15 protein-coding genes are annotated in these 15,810 nt (G+C 62.0%); 4 read left to right on the top strand and 11 right to left on the bottom strand.

All coding sequences use genetic code 11. From position 1 onward, the window contains the following. The 3 genes from Q1K49_RS09145 to deoC all read right to left on the bottom strand — a co-directional run. Window positions 1–594: ATP-binding cassette domain-containing protein (locus Q1K49_RS09145; RefSeq protein ID WP_300525335.1), on the bottom strand; the 594-nt coding region annotated here is incomplete at its 3' end. A 124-nt stretch (window positions 595–718) separates the two neighbouring features. Further along, window positions 719–1,786 carry a BMP family ABC transporter substrate-binding protein gene (locus Q1K49_RS09150; protein ID WP_300525338.1) on the bottom strand — a complete coding sequence of 356 codons (1,068 nt, stop codon included), beginning with the start codon at window positions 1,784–1,786 and terminating at the stop codon, window positions 719–721. A gap of 325 nt (window positions 1,787–2,111) precedes the next feature. Next, entirely contained in the window at window positions 2,112–2,816 is a 705-nt protein-coding gene (deoC, locus tag Q1K49_RS09155; protein ID WP_300525340.1) for a deoxyribose-phosphate aldolase, read from the bottom strand. 301 nt (window positions 2,817–3,117) lie between these two features. Between deoC and Q1K49_RS09160 the strand changes: the two genes are divergently transcribed. Both Q1K49_RS09160 and Q1K49_RS09165 read left to right on the top strand, forming a co-directional pair. Further along, window positions 3,118–3,921: a tetratricopeptide repeat protein gene (locus Q1K49_RS09160; protein WP_300525343.1), complete on the top strand. Its 804-nt coding sequence runs from the start codon at window positions 3,118–3,120 to the stop codon at window positions 3,919–3,921. Between the two features lie 42 nt (window positions 3,922–3,963). Then, window positions 3,964–4,482, top strand: a complete 519-nt coding sequence (locus Q1K49_RS09165) for an aminoacyl-tRNA deacylase (RefSeq protein ID WP_300525344.1) — start codon at window positions 3,964–3,966, stop codon at window positions 4,480–4,482. A 25-nt stretch (window positions 4,483–4,507) separates the two neighbouring features. Here Q1K49_RS09165 and Q1K49_RS09170 read toward each other — a convergent pair whose 3' ends face one another. The 4 genes from Q1K49_RS09170 to Q1K49_RS09185 all read right to left on the bottom strand — a co-directional run bounded on the left by Q1K49_RS09170 (window position 4,508) and on the right by Q1K49_RS09185 (window position 8,613). After that, entirely contained in the window at window positions 4,508–5,437 is a 930-nt protein-coding gene (locus tag Q1K49_RS09170) for an ROK family protein (RefSeq protein ID WP_300525346.1), read from the bottom strand. Window positions 5,438–5,645: 208 nt separating this feature from the next. Next, window positions 5,646–7,292: a hydroxylamine reductase gene (hcp, locus tag Q1K49_RS09175; RefSeq protein ID WP_300525348.1), complete on the bottom strand. Its 1,647-nt coding sequence runs from the start codon at window positions 7,290–7,292 to the stop codon at window positions 5,646–5,648. Between the two features lie 34 nt (window positions 7,293–7,326). Continuing rightward, complete coding sequence (locus Q1K49_RS09180; protein ID WP_300525351.1) at window positions 7,327–8,202, bottom strand: 4Fe-4S binding protein; 876 nt, start codon at window positions 8,200–8,202, stop codon at window positions 7,327–7,329. Window positions 8,203–8,205: 3 nt separating this feature from the next. Continuing rightward, window positions 8,206–8,613, bottom strand: a complete 408-nt coding sequence (locus tag Q1K49_RS09185; RefSeq protein ID WP_300525353.1) for an Rrf2 family transcriptional regulator — start codon at window positions 8,611–8,613, stop codon at window positions 8,206–8,208. A 218-nt stretch (window positions 8,614–8,831) separates the two neighbouring features. Between Q1K49_RS09185 and Q1K49_RS09190 the strand changes: the two genes are divergently transcribed. Next, entirely contained in the window at window positions 8,832–9,002 is a 171-nt protein-coding gene (locus Q1K49_RS09190; protein ID WP_300525355.1) for a hypothetical protein, read from the top strand. A gap of 141 nt (window positions 9,003–9,143) precedes the next feature. Here Q1K49_RS09190 and Q1K49_RS09195 read toward each other — a convergent pair whose 3' ends face one another. From Q1K49_RS09195 to Q1K49_RS09210, 4 genes are all read right to left on the bottom strand, one after another. Then, a complete protein-coding gene (locus Q1K49_RS09195) occupies window positions 9,144–10,271 on the bottom strand; it encodes a hypothetical protein (protein WP_300525358.1) in 1,128 nt (375 codons plus the stop codon). Between the two features lie 512 nt (window positions 10,272–10,783). After that, entirely contained in the window at window positions 10,784–13,144 is a 2,361-nt protein-coding gene (gene hypD, locus Q1K49_RS09200) for a trans-4-hydroxy-L-proline dehydratase (protein ID WP_300525361.1), read from the bottom strand. Window positions 13,145–13,149: 5 nt separating this feature from the next. Beyond that, the gene (locus tag Q1K49_RS09205) at window positions 13,150–14,067 is read right to left on the bottom strand and encodes a glycyl-radical enzyme activating protein (RefSeq protein WP_300525365.1); all 918 of its coding nucleotides are present in this window, start codon (window positions 14,065–14,067) and stop codon (window positions 13,150–13,152) included. Between the two features lie 3 nt (window positions 14,068–14,070). Then, window positions 14,071–14,772 carry a GntR family transcriptional regulator gene (locus tag Q1K49_RS09210; RefSeq protein WP_300525368.1) on the bottom strand — a complete coding sequence of 234 codons (702 nt, stop codon included), beginning with the start codon at window positions 14,770–14,772 and terminating at the stop codon, window positions 14,071–14,073. A 748-nt stretch (window positions 14,773–15,520) separates the two neighbouring features. Here Q1K49_RS09210 and Q1K49_RS09215 point away from each other — a divergent pair. Next, window positions 15,521–15,810, top strand: a 290-nt coding sequence (locus tag Q1K49_RS09215; protein ID WP_300525370.1) for a helix-turn-helix transcriptional regulator, incomplete at its 3' end; no start/stop codon positions are given.

A 15,810-nucleotide genomic window follows, 5' to 3' on the forward strand; every position in this document is an offset into this window, starting at 1 on the left:
CGTGGGCTCGTCGAGAATCAGAAGCTCCGCGCCCCGGTAGAGCGCCTTCAGAATCTCCACGCGCTGCTGCATCCCCACGGAGATGTCCGAGATCTTCGCCTCCGGGTCCACCTCCAGACCGTATTGCTCCGAGAGGCGGCGCACCTCCTCCCGGGCCCGCCGCATGTCCAGAATGCCCAGGCATCCCTTCGCCGGCTCCCTTCCGAGCACGATGTTCTCCGCCACAGAAAAGGGATTCACGAGCATGAAGTGCTGGTGTACCATGCCGATCCCCATGGAGATGGCCACGTTCGGATCGGTCATGCGGACCAGCTCGCCCCGAATGCGGATCTCTCCGGACGTGGGCTGGTACAGGCCGTAGAGCTGGTTTACGAGGGTGGTCTTACCCGCACCGTTCTCCCCCAGAAGGGCATGCACCTCTCCGCGGCGCACCGCAAGATCGATGGCGTCGTTGGCGGTGAAGGATCCAAAGCGTTTGGTGATGCGCCGCATCTCCACCATCTCCGCCGCGGTCCCACCGTACGCCGGGCCAAGCCCGCCGGGCGTGCACCCCTTTCTCTCCCTCAGATCCGCTCCCGTCCCGGAACCGGCCACGAGGCAACCTCCTTCGACATGCGGCACACCGCACACATCCGTTTCTCCTGCGGCAAAAGGGCGGCCTGTGCAGGGCCGCCCTTTTGCGACGAAAGGAAAAGGCACTTCTTCCGGAGTGCTCTTCCTACTTCACCTCGAAGGTCGCGAAGGTCTCCTTGGAGAAGGGCACCACGATCTCCCCGGCGATGATGCGCGCCTTGAGCGCCTCCACATCGGCCAGAAGCGCCGCGTCCACATGCTTCGACGTGGTGGGGGCGATGTCCACGCCACCCTCGGCGAGACCGTAGGAGATGGTGCTTCCCCCCTGCCATTTCCCCTCCACGAGATCCTTCGCCACATTGAAGATCGCGTTGTCCACACGCTTCATGGCACTGGTGAGTACGTTGTCCGGCGCAAGGTAGTTCTGGTCGCGGTCCACGCCGATGGCCCACTTGCCCTGTTCCTTCGCCGCCTCGATGACACCGTCACCCGCGCCGCCGGCGGCATGGAACACGATGTCCGCCCCCTGTTGATACATGCTGTTGGCGATGCTCTTGCCCTTCGCCGCGTCGGTGAAGGACTCCGCGTACTGACCGAGCACCTCCACATCCTTGTTCGCCTGCATCACTCCGGCCCGGTAGCCGTATTCGAACCCCCAGATCACCGGAAAGGACATGCCCCCCACAAAGCCGACCTTGCCGGTCTTCGTCATCCTGCCCGCGATGTACCCCACCAGGAAGGACGCCTGCTCCGCCTTGAAAACCACCCCGACGAGGTTCTTCGGCGTCTCGTCCCAGGCAAAGTCGATGATGGCGTACTTCTGGTCGGGATTCTGCTTCGCCGCACCCAGCACCACGTCGGCCATCTTGAAGCCGATTCCCCAGATCAGGTCCGTTCCCGCGTCGAGGAGCGTCTCCAGGTTCGGCCCGTAGTCCGCATCCTGCTTCGACTCGATGTAGGCGGCCTTCACATCCAGCTCCTTCTCCGCCCGCTGCAATCCCTCCCATGCGGACTGGTTGAACGACTGGTCGTTCACGCCCCCCACGTCGGTGATCATGGCGACGGACAGCTCCGCCGAGGCGAGGCCCGGCGCCAGGACGACCGACACCGCAAGAACGAACATGCCCAGGACGGCGACGACACCGCCCATCCCCCGGAAGAAACGCCCTCCCGCTCCTGTGCCTTTTCCGTTATCACAGATGTGCGTTCGCATGACTTTCCATCGTCCTTTCCGTTCTTCCGTCACCGTCGCTCCGGGACGGGGAAAATCCCCCGCCCTCCGGAGCCGTCCACAAGTTCGCCCCATACCGCTCGCCACTATGCTACCGCCTCGAAAGCGAACATGCAAGACGAATAGTCAGCTTCCTGATGCTCCCTCATTCTCCGTTGCGCTTTCGCGCCGAAAACGACCGTCGCTGCGGCGTTTTCACCGGAAGAACGCGTTTTCCGGACCTCGCCCCGCGTCCGTTCGTCAACACCGGGGGAGGTCCGGAACCGCCTTCTCTGCAGCACGCTTCCTGGGGAATTCATCCAGACGGTCAGGCCGAAAGATGTCCCCTTCGGGGAATCGCCTCGATGATGGCAGCCCCGGAAGATGTTCCCAGGCGGCTTGCCCCCGCGTCGAGCATCAGGAGGACATCCTCCAGAGTGCGGATGCCCCCCGAAGCCTTCACCCCCATGCGATTGCCCGCAGTGCGCCGCAGGAGCCGCACGTCCTCCACCGTAGCGCCGCCTTTGCCGAACCCCGTGGAGGTCTTCACGAAGAGCGCACCGGCCCGTTCCGCCGCGCCGCAAGCGGCCACCTTCTCGCCGTCGTCGAGAAGACAGGCCTCGATGATCACCTTCACCAACGCTCCCGCTCCCCGGGCACATTCCGTGACGGCCCGGATGTCCTCTTCCACGCCGGAGAGGTCACCCGCCTTGAGAAGCCCCACGTTGAGCACCATGTCGAGTTCCCGGGCACCGTCCCGAAGGGCGAGGAGCGCCTCCTGGGCTTTGACGGCGGGAAGGTTGGCTCCCAGCGGAAAGCCGACTACCGTGCACACCGCCACATCGCTCCCCGAAAGATGCTCCGCCGCAAACGCCACGTAGCAGGGATTGACGCAGACCGACGCGAAGTGATAGTCCGTCGCTTCCTTACAGAGCCGGCGAATGTCCTCCGGCGTGGCCCCGGGATGCAACAATGTCGAATCGATGATTCCCGCCAGCGTCTCCCTGGTCCAGCCGTTTCCGCTTGCCTCCATACGCCCTCGCACCTCCCCTTGCCGCTTCCGGTCATTTCGACCAACCATGCCCGACGCTCTCCGCACACTGCGTCTGAGCGCTTCTCCTCCGTCGCCTCCGCGGCGAAGGGCTTCCTCCCGGGAAATTCCTCGCTCCTGACGCATTCCAGCAACAGATAGGGACTTCCGGCATCTTGACTTTTCTTCCGTCCCGAAGAAGAATCTGTCGTCGGCCTTCTGCGCCGGGACCCGAATCACGATATTCCGGGACCCTTGCGCACATCGCCGCCGCAGACGCAAACGAGACGAAAGGGGCTTGTGCATGGAAACCTCTCTTCCCTCGCACTGGAACAAACCGGTTCGTCCCGCGCCGGAACGGACAAAAGCTCGTGATCCCTATCCGGCATGGCAACGGTGTTTTCTCATCCTCGCCATTCTAGCACTGACTGATCCTCTTTGCTGTATTTCATGGGCACAGAGTCCTTCTTCCTCCACGTCTCCAGCGCAGTACATGGAGGCCCGCCAGGCCTACGACGAGGGAATCGACTTCCTTCGGCGCCGACGCATCGACGACGCCGTCGCGGCCTTTCGCCGTGCTGTGGGCGCCGACGCAGACTTCGCCGCAGCCTGGGCAGAACTCGGGCTCGCGCTCGAAGGGCTCGAACACCACGAACAGGCTGCGGAAGCTCTGGAGCGGGCGCTGGTTCTCCGCCCGGACTACTCCATCGCCAGGTACATCCTCGGCACCGCCTGCAACGCCCTGGGGAGGTGGAACAACGCCCTGGAATGCTTCGAGGAGATCCTCTCCAGGCACCCCTCCTTCATCGCCTATCCGGAATTCCACTACCAGCGGGGACGGGCCCTCATGGGGCTGCACCGGTGGGACGACGCGGCGGAAAGCATGCGCGAGGCCGTTCGCATCAATCCGAACTACAGTCAGGCCCACTGGGAGTTAGCGCGCATCTACGACATGCTCGGCTTCGCCCCCCTGAGCGAGGAGGCCCACCGCACCGCCCTGCGCCTCGATCCCTCCCTGCGGCATCCCGCCGGTCTTCCCGGCCTGGAGGAAGCACCGGCGCTCCCCGCCGCTGCGGCAGCGACGGGAATGACGGTTCTGGGCAAGTGACACGGCACATCGCGTGCCATTGATCGTTTCCGGAGGAATCCCATGAAAAAGACAAACGCCGTGCGGCTTCTGGACAAGCTGGGTATACTCTACGACCTGATGGAATATCCCGTGGACGAAGAGGACGTGAGCGCCGAGAACGTCGCCTCCAAGGTGGGCATGCCTCTGGAGCGCGTCTTCAAGACTCTCGTGGCCCGAGGCGACCGCACGGGTGTGCTCGTAGCGTCCATTCCCGGCGGCGCGGAGCTGGATCTGAAGAAACTCGCCGCCTTGAGCGGCAACAAGCGAGTGGAACTGGTAGCCCTCAAGGAAGTGCAGCCCCTCACGGGATACATCCGCGGGGGCGTCTCCCCCCTGGGCATGAAGAAAACCTACCCCTACTTTCTCGATGAAAGCGCGTTCCATGCGGACCCCGGAAGCTGGAGCACCGTTCCCGTCTTTCCTCTCGGCGGACGCATTTCCGTGAGCGCCGGAGTCCGGGGCTGCCAGATCGTCCTGGAGCCCGAGGACCTGCGCCGTGCCACCGGCGCCGTTACGGGAGACCTGATCCACGCGTTCTGACGACACACACTCTCCGGGGGCACGTTCACGCCCCCGGGCCGTCCCTCTCCGCCCGTACCCACAGAGCCTGGGCCGCCGCACCCACCGCCGCGGCGAGGCTCCCCAGCTCACTCACCCGCAGCTCCACCTTCCCCTTGAAGGGCAGTGCGAGATAGGGCTCCACCCTGGGCCGCAATGCATCGAGGAATCCCTCGCCTCGGCTCAGCCCTCCGCCGAGGATGATCGCCTGGGGATCGAAGATGTGCGCCACCGAGGCGACGGACCGCGCATAGGAGTCGAGCAGGCGATCCCAGACGGGAGCGGCCCGTCCGTTCCGCTCGCCCCAGAGCATCCGAAGATCCGGGACGAGGCCGAGTTCCCGGGCGTGGCGCTCTCCGGGGTCCGCGCCGCCCACCGCCTCCAGGTGCCCCACACCGCCGCACCCGCACTGCTCGAAGGCGCCGACCACCATGTGCCCGATCTCACCCCCCATACCGCTGCTTCCCAAAAGCAGGCGTCCCCCCAGGACGATGCCGCCGCCGATGCCCGTTCCCAGCGTGAACACCACATAGTCCGAAAGCCCCCGGGCCGCGCCGCCCCACCCCTCGCCCAAAGCGTAGCAGTTGGCATCGTTCTCCAGAACGACAAAGCGCCCGAGTTTCTCCGCGAGAAGACGCCGCAGAGGCACCCCCGCCCATCCGGGAAAGTTCGGCGGCTTGAGGGCGTGCTCCCGCTCAAGATCCAGCATGCTCGGGACCCCCACCCCCACGGGGATATTCCTCGGGGCAAGGCGATCCGCAAGATTCCGGATCTGGTCCGTCACATCCTCCAGCGCCCTGCCCGGCGCCGTCGCCTCCTCCAGGGACTCCTCCACCACTCCGTCCGCAACACGGGCGGCAAAGATCTTATGTCCTCCCAGGTCCATCCCCACCGCGCATCCAGAAATGTCAGGCAGCCCGCCTCCGTGCCGTATCATCCTTCCGCCTCCCTTCGCCGATCTAGTATAGCCTCCCCGGCGCGAAAACGAAAAAGCCGCCTCAAGGCGGCTTTTGCGTTTGGACCCGGAGGAGGACCTTGCCTTCACAGACACGCCCCTTCCTCGGTACAAAAACTCTTCGGAAAAACGCAGGGCGGCATCATCCCGCCTCCACGTCCTCCTCTCTCAATCCGGCTCCTCCACGGACTCAGCCGAGGATGGCCTTCAGGTCCTCCTCGGGGGTGGTGATGGGCATGAGGTTGAACTTCTCCTGGAGCACCGCCAGCACGGGGGGCTTGACGAAAGCGGGCAGGGAGGGACCGATGCGCATGTTCTTCACACCCAAGTGCAGCAGGGAGAGGAGAATGCACACGGCCTTCTGCTCGTACCAGGAGAGCACCAGCGACAGGGGCAGACCGTTCACATCGGTCTGGAACGCCTCGGCCAAGGCCAGAGCGATGCGCACCGACGAATAGGCGTCGTTGCACTGCCCCACGTCGAGAAGACGGGGAATGCCCTCGATGTCGCCGAAATCGAGCTTGTTGAAGCGGTATTTGCCGCAGGCGAGGGTAAGGATGACGCAGTCCGACGGTATCTGCTTGGCCAGATCCGTGTAGTAGCTGCGCCCCGGCTTCGCTCCATCGCATCCACCCACGAGGAAGAAGTGGCGGATCTTTCCCGCCTTCACCAGGTCGATGACCTTTTCGGCGGCACCCATCACGGCGTTCCGCCCGAACCCGACCAGAATGCGGTGCTCCGGCTCGTCCTCGGCGAACCCAGGTGCGGCAAGGGCAGCCTCGATGACCGGGGAGAAGTCCTTCTCCGGGCCGATATGGGCGGCTCCCGGCCAGGCCACGAGCCCCGTGGTGAAGATTCTTCCCAGATAGCTGTCCTTGGGTTTCTGGATGCAGTTGGTGGTCATGAGGATGGGTCCGGGAAACGCATCGAACTCCTCGCGCTGGTTCTGCCAGGCGCTGCCGTAGTTTCCCGCGAGGTGGGCATATTTCTTGAGCCCCGGATAGGCCAGGCAGGGAAGCATCTCCCCGTGGGTATACACGTTGATGTCTTTTCCTTCGGTCTGCTCAAGGAGCAGTTCCAGATCGCGGAGGTCGTGCCCCGAGACGAGGATGGCCTTCCCCTTCACGGGAGTCACCCGCACGCTTGTCGGCTCGGGATGGCCGTAGGTGTCCGTGTTGGCGCGGTCGAGGAGTTCCATGACCCGGATGTTCCACTTGCCCGCGTCGAGAGCCTTTCTGGTGAGTTCCTCCACCGAAAACGTCTCGGCACTGAGGAAATCGAGGAAATCGTGGAAGAAGCCCATCACGTCGTCGTCCACATGGCCGAGCACGGCGGCGTGGTCCGCATAGGCAGCGCTTCCCTTGAGCCCCAGAAGCACCAGATCGTGCAGCCCCTGCACCACCTCGCCCCGTTTCTCGGCGAACGCCTCGGGGTTCACCTCGCCGCCCTGGCGGATCAGGCCGCTCCGGTCCGGCGCAAGCGCAAAAGCGGCGGGGCCGCCGAGGGCCTCAGGCGTCTTCCCCGCTTTAGCGCAAGCATCCTCGTAGAGCTTCTTCGCCTCGGAACGCACCGCTTCGGCCCTGCGGATCATGGTCTCCATGCGCTCTTCGTCGAAGTTGACGTTGGTAATAGTGGTAAAAAGCGCCTCCACGACGAACCGGTCGATCCCGGCATCCTTGCCTCCGAGCCGCCGCGCCCGGGCGGCGTACATGGAAACCCCCTTGGTCACGTAGAGCAGCACATCCTGCAGATCCGCCACCTCCGGACTCTTGCCGCACACGCCCCAGGCCGTACATCCTGTTCCCTTTGCCGTCTGTTCGCACTGGTAACAGAACATGAAATTCTTCCCCCTTCGCTCTCGAAAGATATACCTACCCCTGCCTGCGGAAACGGTACCGCGTCGTTCCGTCCTCCAGAATCTCCCCGCGAATGCCGATGCGCACCAAACGCAGGTCCAGATCACGCCCCACCTGCTCCACCGCATTCTCCACCAACCGCTTCAACCCGCCGCAACAGGGAACTTCCATATAGATGACCGAAATCGACGGTGTCGCATTAGCTTCTATGATAGCAGCTATCTTTTCTTCGTAAAAGACAGCATCGTCCAGTTTGGGGCATCCCACGAGGCAGACCCGGTTCGGCCCCCGCAGAAAGGTTGCGTGGAAATCGGGATGGGCGAAGGCAGTGCAGTCCGCGGCCATGACCAGATGCGCGCCCTGCAGGTAGGGGGCGTTCACGGGAACGAGCTTGAGCTGCACGGGCCAGTTGGCGAGTTCGGACACCGCCGTCCGAGGCGCTCCGTCAGCGGCCCGCTGTTCCTCCCGGAGCAGTTCTCCCTTTTGCTCCAGAGACCGTGCGGCCGTTCCGGGACATCCTCTGAGGCGCTCGTCCGGGACGCTCCGCAGATCCCGCACCGCCGTTCCAGGGCAACCGCAAGGCAACGTCTCTCCCGAGGCGACCGATCCAGAGAGGGGCTCCGTCCCTTTTCCGTCCGAAGTCCGGGCCGCCAGGTGACGCTTCACCGCCTCTTCGTCATAGGGAGCGGCCTCGCGCTCCACAAAGGTGATGGCGCCGCGGGGACATTCGCCGATACAGTCCCCGAGCCCGTCGCAGTAGGAATCGCTCACGAGCCTCGCCTTGCCGTCCACGATGCGGATCGCTCCCTCGTGGCAGGCGTCGGCGCACAGGCCGCACCCGTCACATTTGCTCTCGTCGATCTCGATGATCCGCCGCACGTTCTTTCCCATCGTTCATGTCCTCCCTCTCAGGTCCGCAAGGGTCTTTTCCTGCAGATACGCCACGAATTGCCGGGTCAGGTCCGCGAGAAGCCCGCCGAAGATGCAGCTTCCGAAAGGACACTCGGTCCGACGGAGCAGGCAGGTGTTCTCCCGGGGAACTCCTTCCATGGCCAGGTAGATCTGAAACAGCGTGATCTCCTCGGGAGATCTGGCGAGGGCGAAGCCTCCCCGGGAACCTCGGGTGGAAACCACGAGCCCCTCCTTGACAAGGCGCTGGAAGACCTTCGCCAGATGGGCCTCGGAAGCGCCCGTCGCGGCGGCCATGTCCTTCACGCTCATGCGCCTTTCCGGCCCCGCGAGCAATCCCATGCCGTGAAACGCCAGAGACACCGCCTCGGAAATCTGGACCACCGTACTCATGGCTGCCTCCTTTCTATTTCGGAAAAACAATACCTGAATACCTGTTTCTTGTCAAGCGCATTCGACATGACCCAAAATTCGTTTTTCGACAAGGGCGTCTTTCCAGAAAGATGTTTTTAAGGGTATTTTTCCAGTTTTCGGGTATTTTTCCAGTTTTCGGGGAACATTGCCGAAACTGCAGATGTGGTATCCTAAGGGGAGCAAAGGAGGTGATGCCCATGGATGCGATCAACGCGATCCACTCCGCGAATGCCGCGGGAACGGCCGTGCAGATTCAGATGGCCGTGACGAACAAGATTCTGGACACGACGACGGCACTGCAGCAAGACATGATTTCGCAGCTCTTTGCCAGTGTGGGCATCGGCAGAAACCTCGACGTGACGGGTTGAGGCTCCCCCATCCCAAAAGCGGGGTCCCCTAGGGGACCCCGCTTTCGTCGTCAACGAATTCTTCCTCAAGGCGCTCTTCTTTCGACGCGTTCTCCCGTTCCTCCGTACCTCTCGCGCCGTCATTCCTCCGCACTTCCTCACTCAGGGGGCGCAGGTCCGCTGCACCGAGGCGAACGTCTCGGGCGAGACCACAAGGAGCACATGGGTCTCCTCGGGGGGAACATCGGTCCGGGCAAGCTCCACGAAGGATCCGTCCCCGCAGCGCATCACCGCCGACAAGGACTCCGCCTCCTTCCGGTTGTCCATGCCGATCACGAAAGAACCATCCTCGCGCAGCAAAAACCCCCGTTCCTCGAAGGCATCCTCCGCCGCATCGTTTCCGACGACAAGGGCGATCCGCGCCGTCTCCACCGTCTCTCCCTCCGGAAAGGCGAGAAGTCCCGCCACTTTCCTGGGAAAGCGAGCGAAAAGGGAATTGGCTGCTTCCCCCGAAGCGAATTCCACGGAGAGAGGGCCGGAATCCATTCCGTAGACGTAGGGAACGCGGAGCGTGAAGGGGGACGGATTGTCCACGGTCTGCCGCGTGCCGTCGGGAAAGCGCACCGTACACTGTCCTTTCAGGTTCTGCCCCCGGATGTGGAGGAAACTCGTCACGGGGTCGGCATTCACCCGCAGAAGCAAAGGAGTTTCTTTTCCCGCGTTGAACACCCCCGCGGGAATGAAGTGCCTGGGAAAGGCGCCGATGTTCTTCACCGCGTCCGCCGACGCGGGCGAGGGATCGCCCGCGACCTTCCGGGTGATCCAGTTCTTGACCATGGTGTAGCGCGCCTCCAGGCTGAGGCTTCCCTCCAGGCTCACCAGGACCCGTTCTCCCGGAGCGAATCCGGAGGGCCACACGAAGCGGACCGCATCGGCGCTCACCGCCCGGGGCACCACGGCAACCCGGGAACGCTCTCCGTGGAGCACCACTTTCACGGTGCCGATGCGCTTTTCGTCCAGGCGAAAGGCACTCGCCCCCCGGGACGCGGGATTCTCCAGAAGGAGCATTTCATCGCCGGGATGGGCCGCACAGGTCCAGTACCAGTCTCCCGGTTCGTCCGGATCGGCGATCCGCGTGCTGCCGAGTCCGAGGGTTTCGTTTTTCAGATACACCGAAAAGGGCTCTTCTCCCGTTTCCCCGAAGGCCGCACCGGCACCTCCTCCGGGTACGGACGCCCCCATCAGCAGGAAAATCCACAGAGTGAGCAAACGCAACAACATTCGTGCCACGGGCAACCCCCTCCTTCGCCTCCGAAAAACAAACGCTCTTTCTCCTAGACTTCTCCCGGGAAGCGGCCTTTCTGTGGCAACGCACCGCCTTGTCGGCACCATCCGCCGATCCGGCTCTTCTTCTCCCGCCCCTCGCCTGTCCGCACGAGCTTTGCTCACCGGCGTCATTCTAGCATTGCCGGAACGAGGCACCTCCGCCACATGACGGAAACACCGCTCCGCCTCCGCAAGCACCCGCACACGCAAAGCGTCTCTTCACGAACGCGGCACAAAGCAAAAAGCCTCCCCCCTCGCCACGAGCCGGGCAAGGGAGGAGGCATAAAGGATCGTTCCTGTCGTGGCTGGTTCAAGTACCTCGGGACGCGCTTTCCCTCGGCGGGGGTTTTTCTCGCCCGGGCTGGGTTCCGTCAGCAAAGAGCCGTGGAGACCTTCGGCGTGTTCAGGTCCGACACTTCCGAAAAAAGCCGCACGCGGAGGAATGTGCGGACGCATCGAGAGGCACCCTCTTCGCCCTAAAAACCCTCCTGGGCGGTCCGGGCGATGATCTCCTCCTGATGATGAATGTCCAGGTCCACAAAATAGTCGCTGTATCCAGCGACGCGCACCAGCAGGTCCCGGTATTCCATGGGGGTCTTCTGGGCGGCCCGGAGCGTCTCCGTGTCCACCACGTTGAACTGGATGTGGTGCCCGCCGAGGCGGAAATAGCTCCGCACGAGCTGCGTCAGTTTTTCGATGCCCTCTTCGCCGGCGAGGACCGAGGGAAGAAAGCGCTGGTTCAAGAGCGTTCCGCCGGACTTGATCTGGTCCATCTTGCCCAGAGACTTGATCACCGCCGTGGGACCCTTGCGGTCCGCTCCGTGCGAGGGCGATGTGCCGTCCGACTCGGGCAGATGGGCAAAGCGCCCGTTGGGCGTGGCGCCGAGCTTCTTGCCGAAGTAGATATGGCAGGTTGTGGAGAGCATGTTCAGATGGTAGGTGTCTCCCTTGGTACTCGGCTTGCCGTCGATGGTGCGGAAAAGCGAGTCGTAGACCCGGCGCATGATATCGTCCGCGTAGTCATCGTCGTTGCCGTAGAAGGGGGTGCGGTTGAAAACGAAGAGCCGGAGCTGTTCCTCCCCCTCCCAGTTCTTCGCCAGAGCACCGAGCAAGGTCTCCATCGGAACCGTCTTCTCCTCGAAGACATGCTTCTTCAGGACGGACATGCTGTCCGTCACGGTGCCGATGCCGCAGCACTGGATGTAGGTCGTGTTATACCGGGGGCCGCCGTCGTAATAATCCTTCCCCTTTTTGATGCAATCGGCGATGACCACCGAGAGGAAGGGCGCGGGGGCATACCGGGCGTACATGCGCTCCAGGTAGTTGTTCACCTGGATTTTCGTGTCCACCACGAAGGCGAGCTGTTTCTCGAAGGCCGCATAGAGGTCGTCGAAGGTGGCGAAGGTGCGGGGATCCCCCGTTTCCATGCCGATCTTCTTTCCCGACAGGGGGTCCGTACCGTTGTTGAGCACGAGTTCAAGCACCTTGGGCACGTTGAGATATCCCGTGAGGAGATAGGCCTCCTTGCCGAAGGCGCCGGTCTCGACGCAGCCGCTGGTGCCGCCCTCACGGGCGTCCTCCGGCGTCTTGCCCGTGCGGATCTGTTCCATGACCACCGCGTCGGCGTTGAAGAGCGAGGGATAGCCCAGGCCGTTCCGGATGACTCGCCCCGCTGCCTTGAGGAGGCGGTCCGGAGTCTTGGTGCTCACCTGCACGTTCCCCTGGGGCTGGAGAAGGCGGAGCTCGTCCATGACCTCCAGGACGATGTAGGAGACTTCGCTGGACCCGTCGGAACCATCGGAGCGCAACCCGCCCAGGGTGATGTTCGTGAAGTCGTTGTAGGTACCGCTCTCGGCGGCGGTGACGCCCACCTTGGGAGGCGCGGGGGTGTTGTTCACCTTGATCCAGAAACAGGAGAGCAGCTCCTTGGCACGGTCTCGGTCGAGCGTTCCCGCGGCGACCTCCGCCTCGTAGAAAGGAGCGAGGTGCTGGTCCAGGTGTCCCGGACTCATGGCATCCCAGCCGTTCAGCTCCGTGATGGTCCCGAGATGGACGAACCAGTACATCTGCAGCGCCTCCCAGAAGGTTCGCGGCGCGTGGGCGGGTACATGGCGGCAGACCCGGGCGATCTGGAGCAGCTCCTCCTTGCGAAGAGGATCCTTCTCCGAGGCGGCCATCTCCTCCGCAAGGGCGGCATGACGCTCGGCGAAGAGAATCGCCGCGTCGCAGGAGATGTCCATGGCCTTGAGTTCCTCGTCCTTTTCCGTCGCCTCGGGATCGTTCAGGAAATCCAGCGCGGCCCTTGCCTCGGCGATCTCTTTTTTGAAGTCCAGCATGCCCTTGCGGTAAATGGTTCCGTCGAGCGAGGTGTGGCCGGGAGCCCGCTGCTCCATGAACTCCGTAAAGAGCCCCGCCTCGTAGAGATCCTTCCACCCCTTGGGAATCTCCGCGAAGGCGCGGTCGCGCATGCTCCGCCCCTGCCAGTAGGGAATCACCACGTTCCGGTAGAGTTCCACATCCTTGGGATCGACGAGGTAACGCTGCATCGACCTGGTGTTGAGAACCTCCAGATCCTCCACGGAATGGCAGGTCAGCTCGGGAAAGGTGGAGACCGCCTTTGGAGCCGGGCCGCGCTCGCCCACGACGAGTTCGTCCTCTCCGATGTAGATGGTCTTCTTCGCGCAGAGGTTCTTGAAATTCAGCGCCCGAAGCACGGGAACGGAATACCGCCCCGCGTTCTCCCGGTAGAACTCCGTCACGAGCACCGCCCTTTCGGCGGAAAAGCTCGGAGCGGTCTCGAAGCTCAGGTGCCGCAGCCGCTTTACTCGTTCGTTCATGGTCCTCATCCTCCGATCATCACACTCAGGCCGCTTCGGGACAACAGTTCCACCGCCCGCTCCATCTCCTCCGAAGACGGCGTTGTAAGGCTGGAAAGCGCGTAGGCCCTGCCGATCTTCCGGTATTTGTCCCGTCCACTCGGATGGTAGGGAAGCAACGAAACCTTCCGGACGCTCTGCAGCGTCGCCACAAAGGCTCCGGTATCGCACAGGTTCTTTTCGTCGTCGTTGATGCCCGGGATGAGCGGAATACGTATCCAAAGGGGTACATTCCGCTCGCTCAGCAGACGTGCGTTTTCGAGGATCAGTTCGTTGGGAACCCCCGCAACCTCCTCGTGGCGCCTTGAATCCATGTGTTTGAGATCGTAGAGAAAAAGGTCCGCCAGCTCCGCCACGGCGAGAAGCGTTTCGGAGGGGGCATAGCCCGAGGTGTCCACGGCGGTGGAAATCTCCTCGCCGCGGCACGCCCGGAGCAGGGCCGCAAGAAACACAGGCTGGCTCAGGGGCTCACCGCCGGAGAAGGTGACCCCTCCGCCGGACTGATCGTAGAAGAGCACGTCCTCCCGCACCGTGGCCATCACCTCCGCCACGGAGAGGGATTTCCCGGCCATCTCCAGCGCATCCGCCACACAGGCGCGACAGCAGGCACCGCAGAGAATGCAGCGTTTTCTGTCCAGAACCACGCCGCCGTCGGGCGAGGGAGCGAGAGCCTTCTCCGGGCAGGCGGCGATGCAGGCACCGCAGCCGATGCAGGCACTCGGTCGATGCAGCAGCTCCGGCCAGAAGGACTGACTCTCCGGATTATGGCACCACAGGCAGGAAAGGGGACACCCCTTCAAAAACACGGTGGTTCGAATGCCCGGCCCATCGTGGACGGAATATTTGCGCAGGTCGAACACGATGCCCCGGACATCCCGCTCCATGACTCAGACTCCTCTCTTGCGATCCAGCTCGGCACTCCGTGCAAAATAGTACTTGCGAATGAACCGCTCCTGCACGGCAAAGCTCCAATGCACATCCCGCACGTACTCGGCGGCGCCGTTGTAGTCCTCCTTGCGGAGCAGACGCAGCATCTCCGCGTGTTCCCCCGTGGAGATGACCTCCCAGTCCTTCACGAACCCCTTGCTCCGGGGAAAGTCGTAAAGCCGTTCCTTGAGAATGTGCACCGAATGCAACAGGTCGTCGTTGTCCGAATAATCGAGGAACACGTTGTGAAACGACAGATTCTTCGCGTAGAAAAGGTCGAAATCATCCACCTCGAGAGCGGCGCGCATCTCCTCGTTGTAGGTTTCCATCCGGTCCAGATCCTCGCTCCGAAGTCGGAGCGCCACGGAGGAGAGGACCGCGCTCTCCAGCGCGCCTACGATCTGGTAGATGTTCCGGATCTTTTCCAGGGTGAGCACGTTCACCATGGCGCCCCTTCTGGGAAAGATCGTGATGAAACCTTCCGATTCGAGCTGGAAAAGTGCATCCCGAAGCGGCGTCTTGCTGATGCCCAGCTCCTCGCTGATCTCGTTCAGGTTGAGAAAGGATCCCTGCTCGAGCTGTCCTTCGTTGAGCTGTTTCTTCAGATATTCGTAGACCATCTCCCGAAGCGACTTGAGCACGAAACGAGCCGGCTTCTCCATCCCATTCTCCCTCCACCCATGCATAGATTCGCTGAAACTTCGCGATATTTGCGACCAAAGCACGGCAACTCCGACGAAAGTCTTTTGACAGGCGCCCGCAGACGCCACGTTGACGGAAAGGGGGCAGTGAAATGGGATGCAATGTATCACAAGCATATTTCCACTCCTCTTCTCTGTCAAGTGGAAACATGCAACCCCTTCCAAAATCGGATTTTTTGCAATTCCATCAAGACGAGAATTGATGCATTGAATACTTTATTTTATTTATCAATCGCGCTTTTCGGTCACGATTTTCACCGACATCTCCGGTCACACGGAGAGCGCCGTGGCATCCACCGCAAAACCCTCCGCGCAAACCCTCGCTTGCATACATTGTACCCCACCTCTCTTCAAAGACAACTCTTTCCACATTCTCAGGAGAAAAACCTTCTTCACCCACACTGCTTCGTGTCAGGAAACACTCTCACCAAAGAACGACAATTTCTTTCCACTTTCTTTGTGCCACACATTTCGCAGAGAGAAAATATTTCTATTGCATCTTTCGAACAGAAAACCAGAGAGCATCACGTCGTCTCCTATCACACTCTTCCTTGAACACTCATCTTCTCATTCGAGTCGATCAACTCTTCGACGAAAACACTCAAAGAAATTGAGTTACTCTTTACAAAAAATCCCTAGATATCTATAATTACAGATAAAGAAACTCCGAGAGATGGAGGTTTCGAATTTCAACCAGGAGGTGTCCTTCATGGCAAGACCAAGCAAGAATCCCCACTCCACCATCGCACAGCTCCGTTCCGCCCTCGGCATCGGCCAGGCCGATCTGGCGCGGCTCCTCGGCGTGTCAAACATCACCATCAGCAACTGGGAAACAGGTGACGCCGTCTCGAAACGGGGCAGCGGCGGCGACACATTGGCGGCAGTCATGGCAATACTGAAGCAGGGTGTCAAGGACCCGGGATTTCTGGAGCCGGAAGTGCTCCGAAAATACCTCAAACTGGCCGCGAAAGGCGAATTGCTCCCCTACTACACCCCCTA

This window comes from Aminiphilus sp. (assembly GCF_029975095.1).
Taxonomy (GTDB): Bacteria; Synergistota; Synergistia; order Synergistales; family Aminiphilaceae; genus Aminiphilus.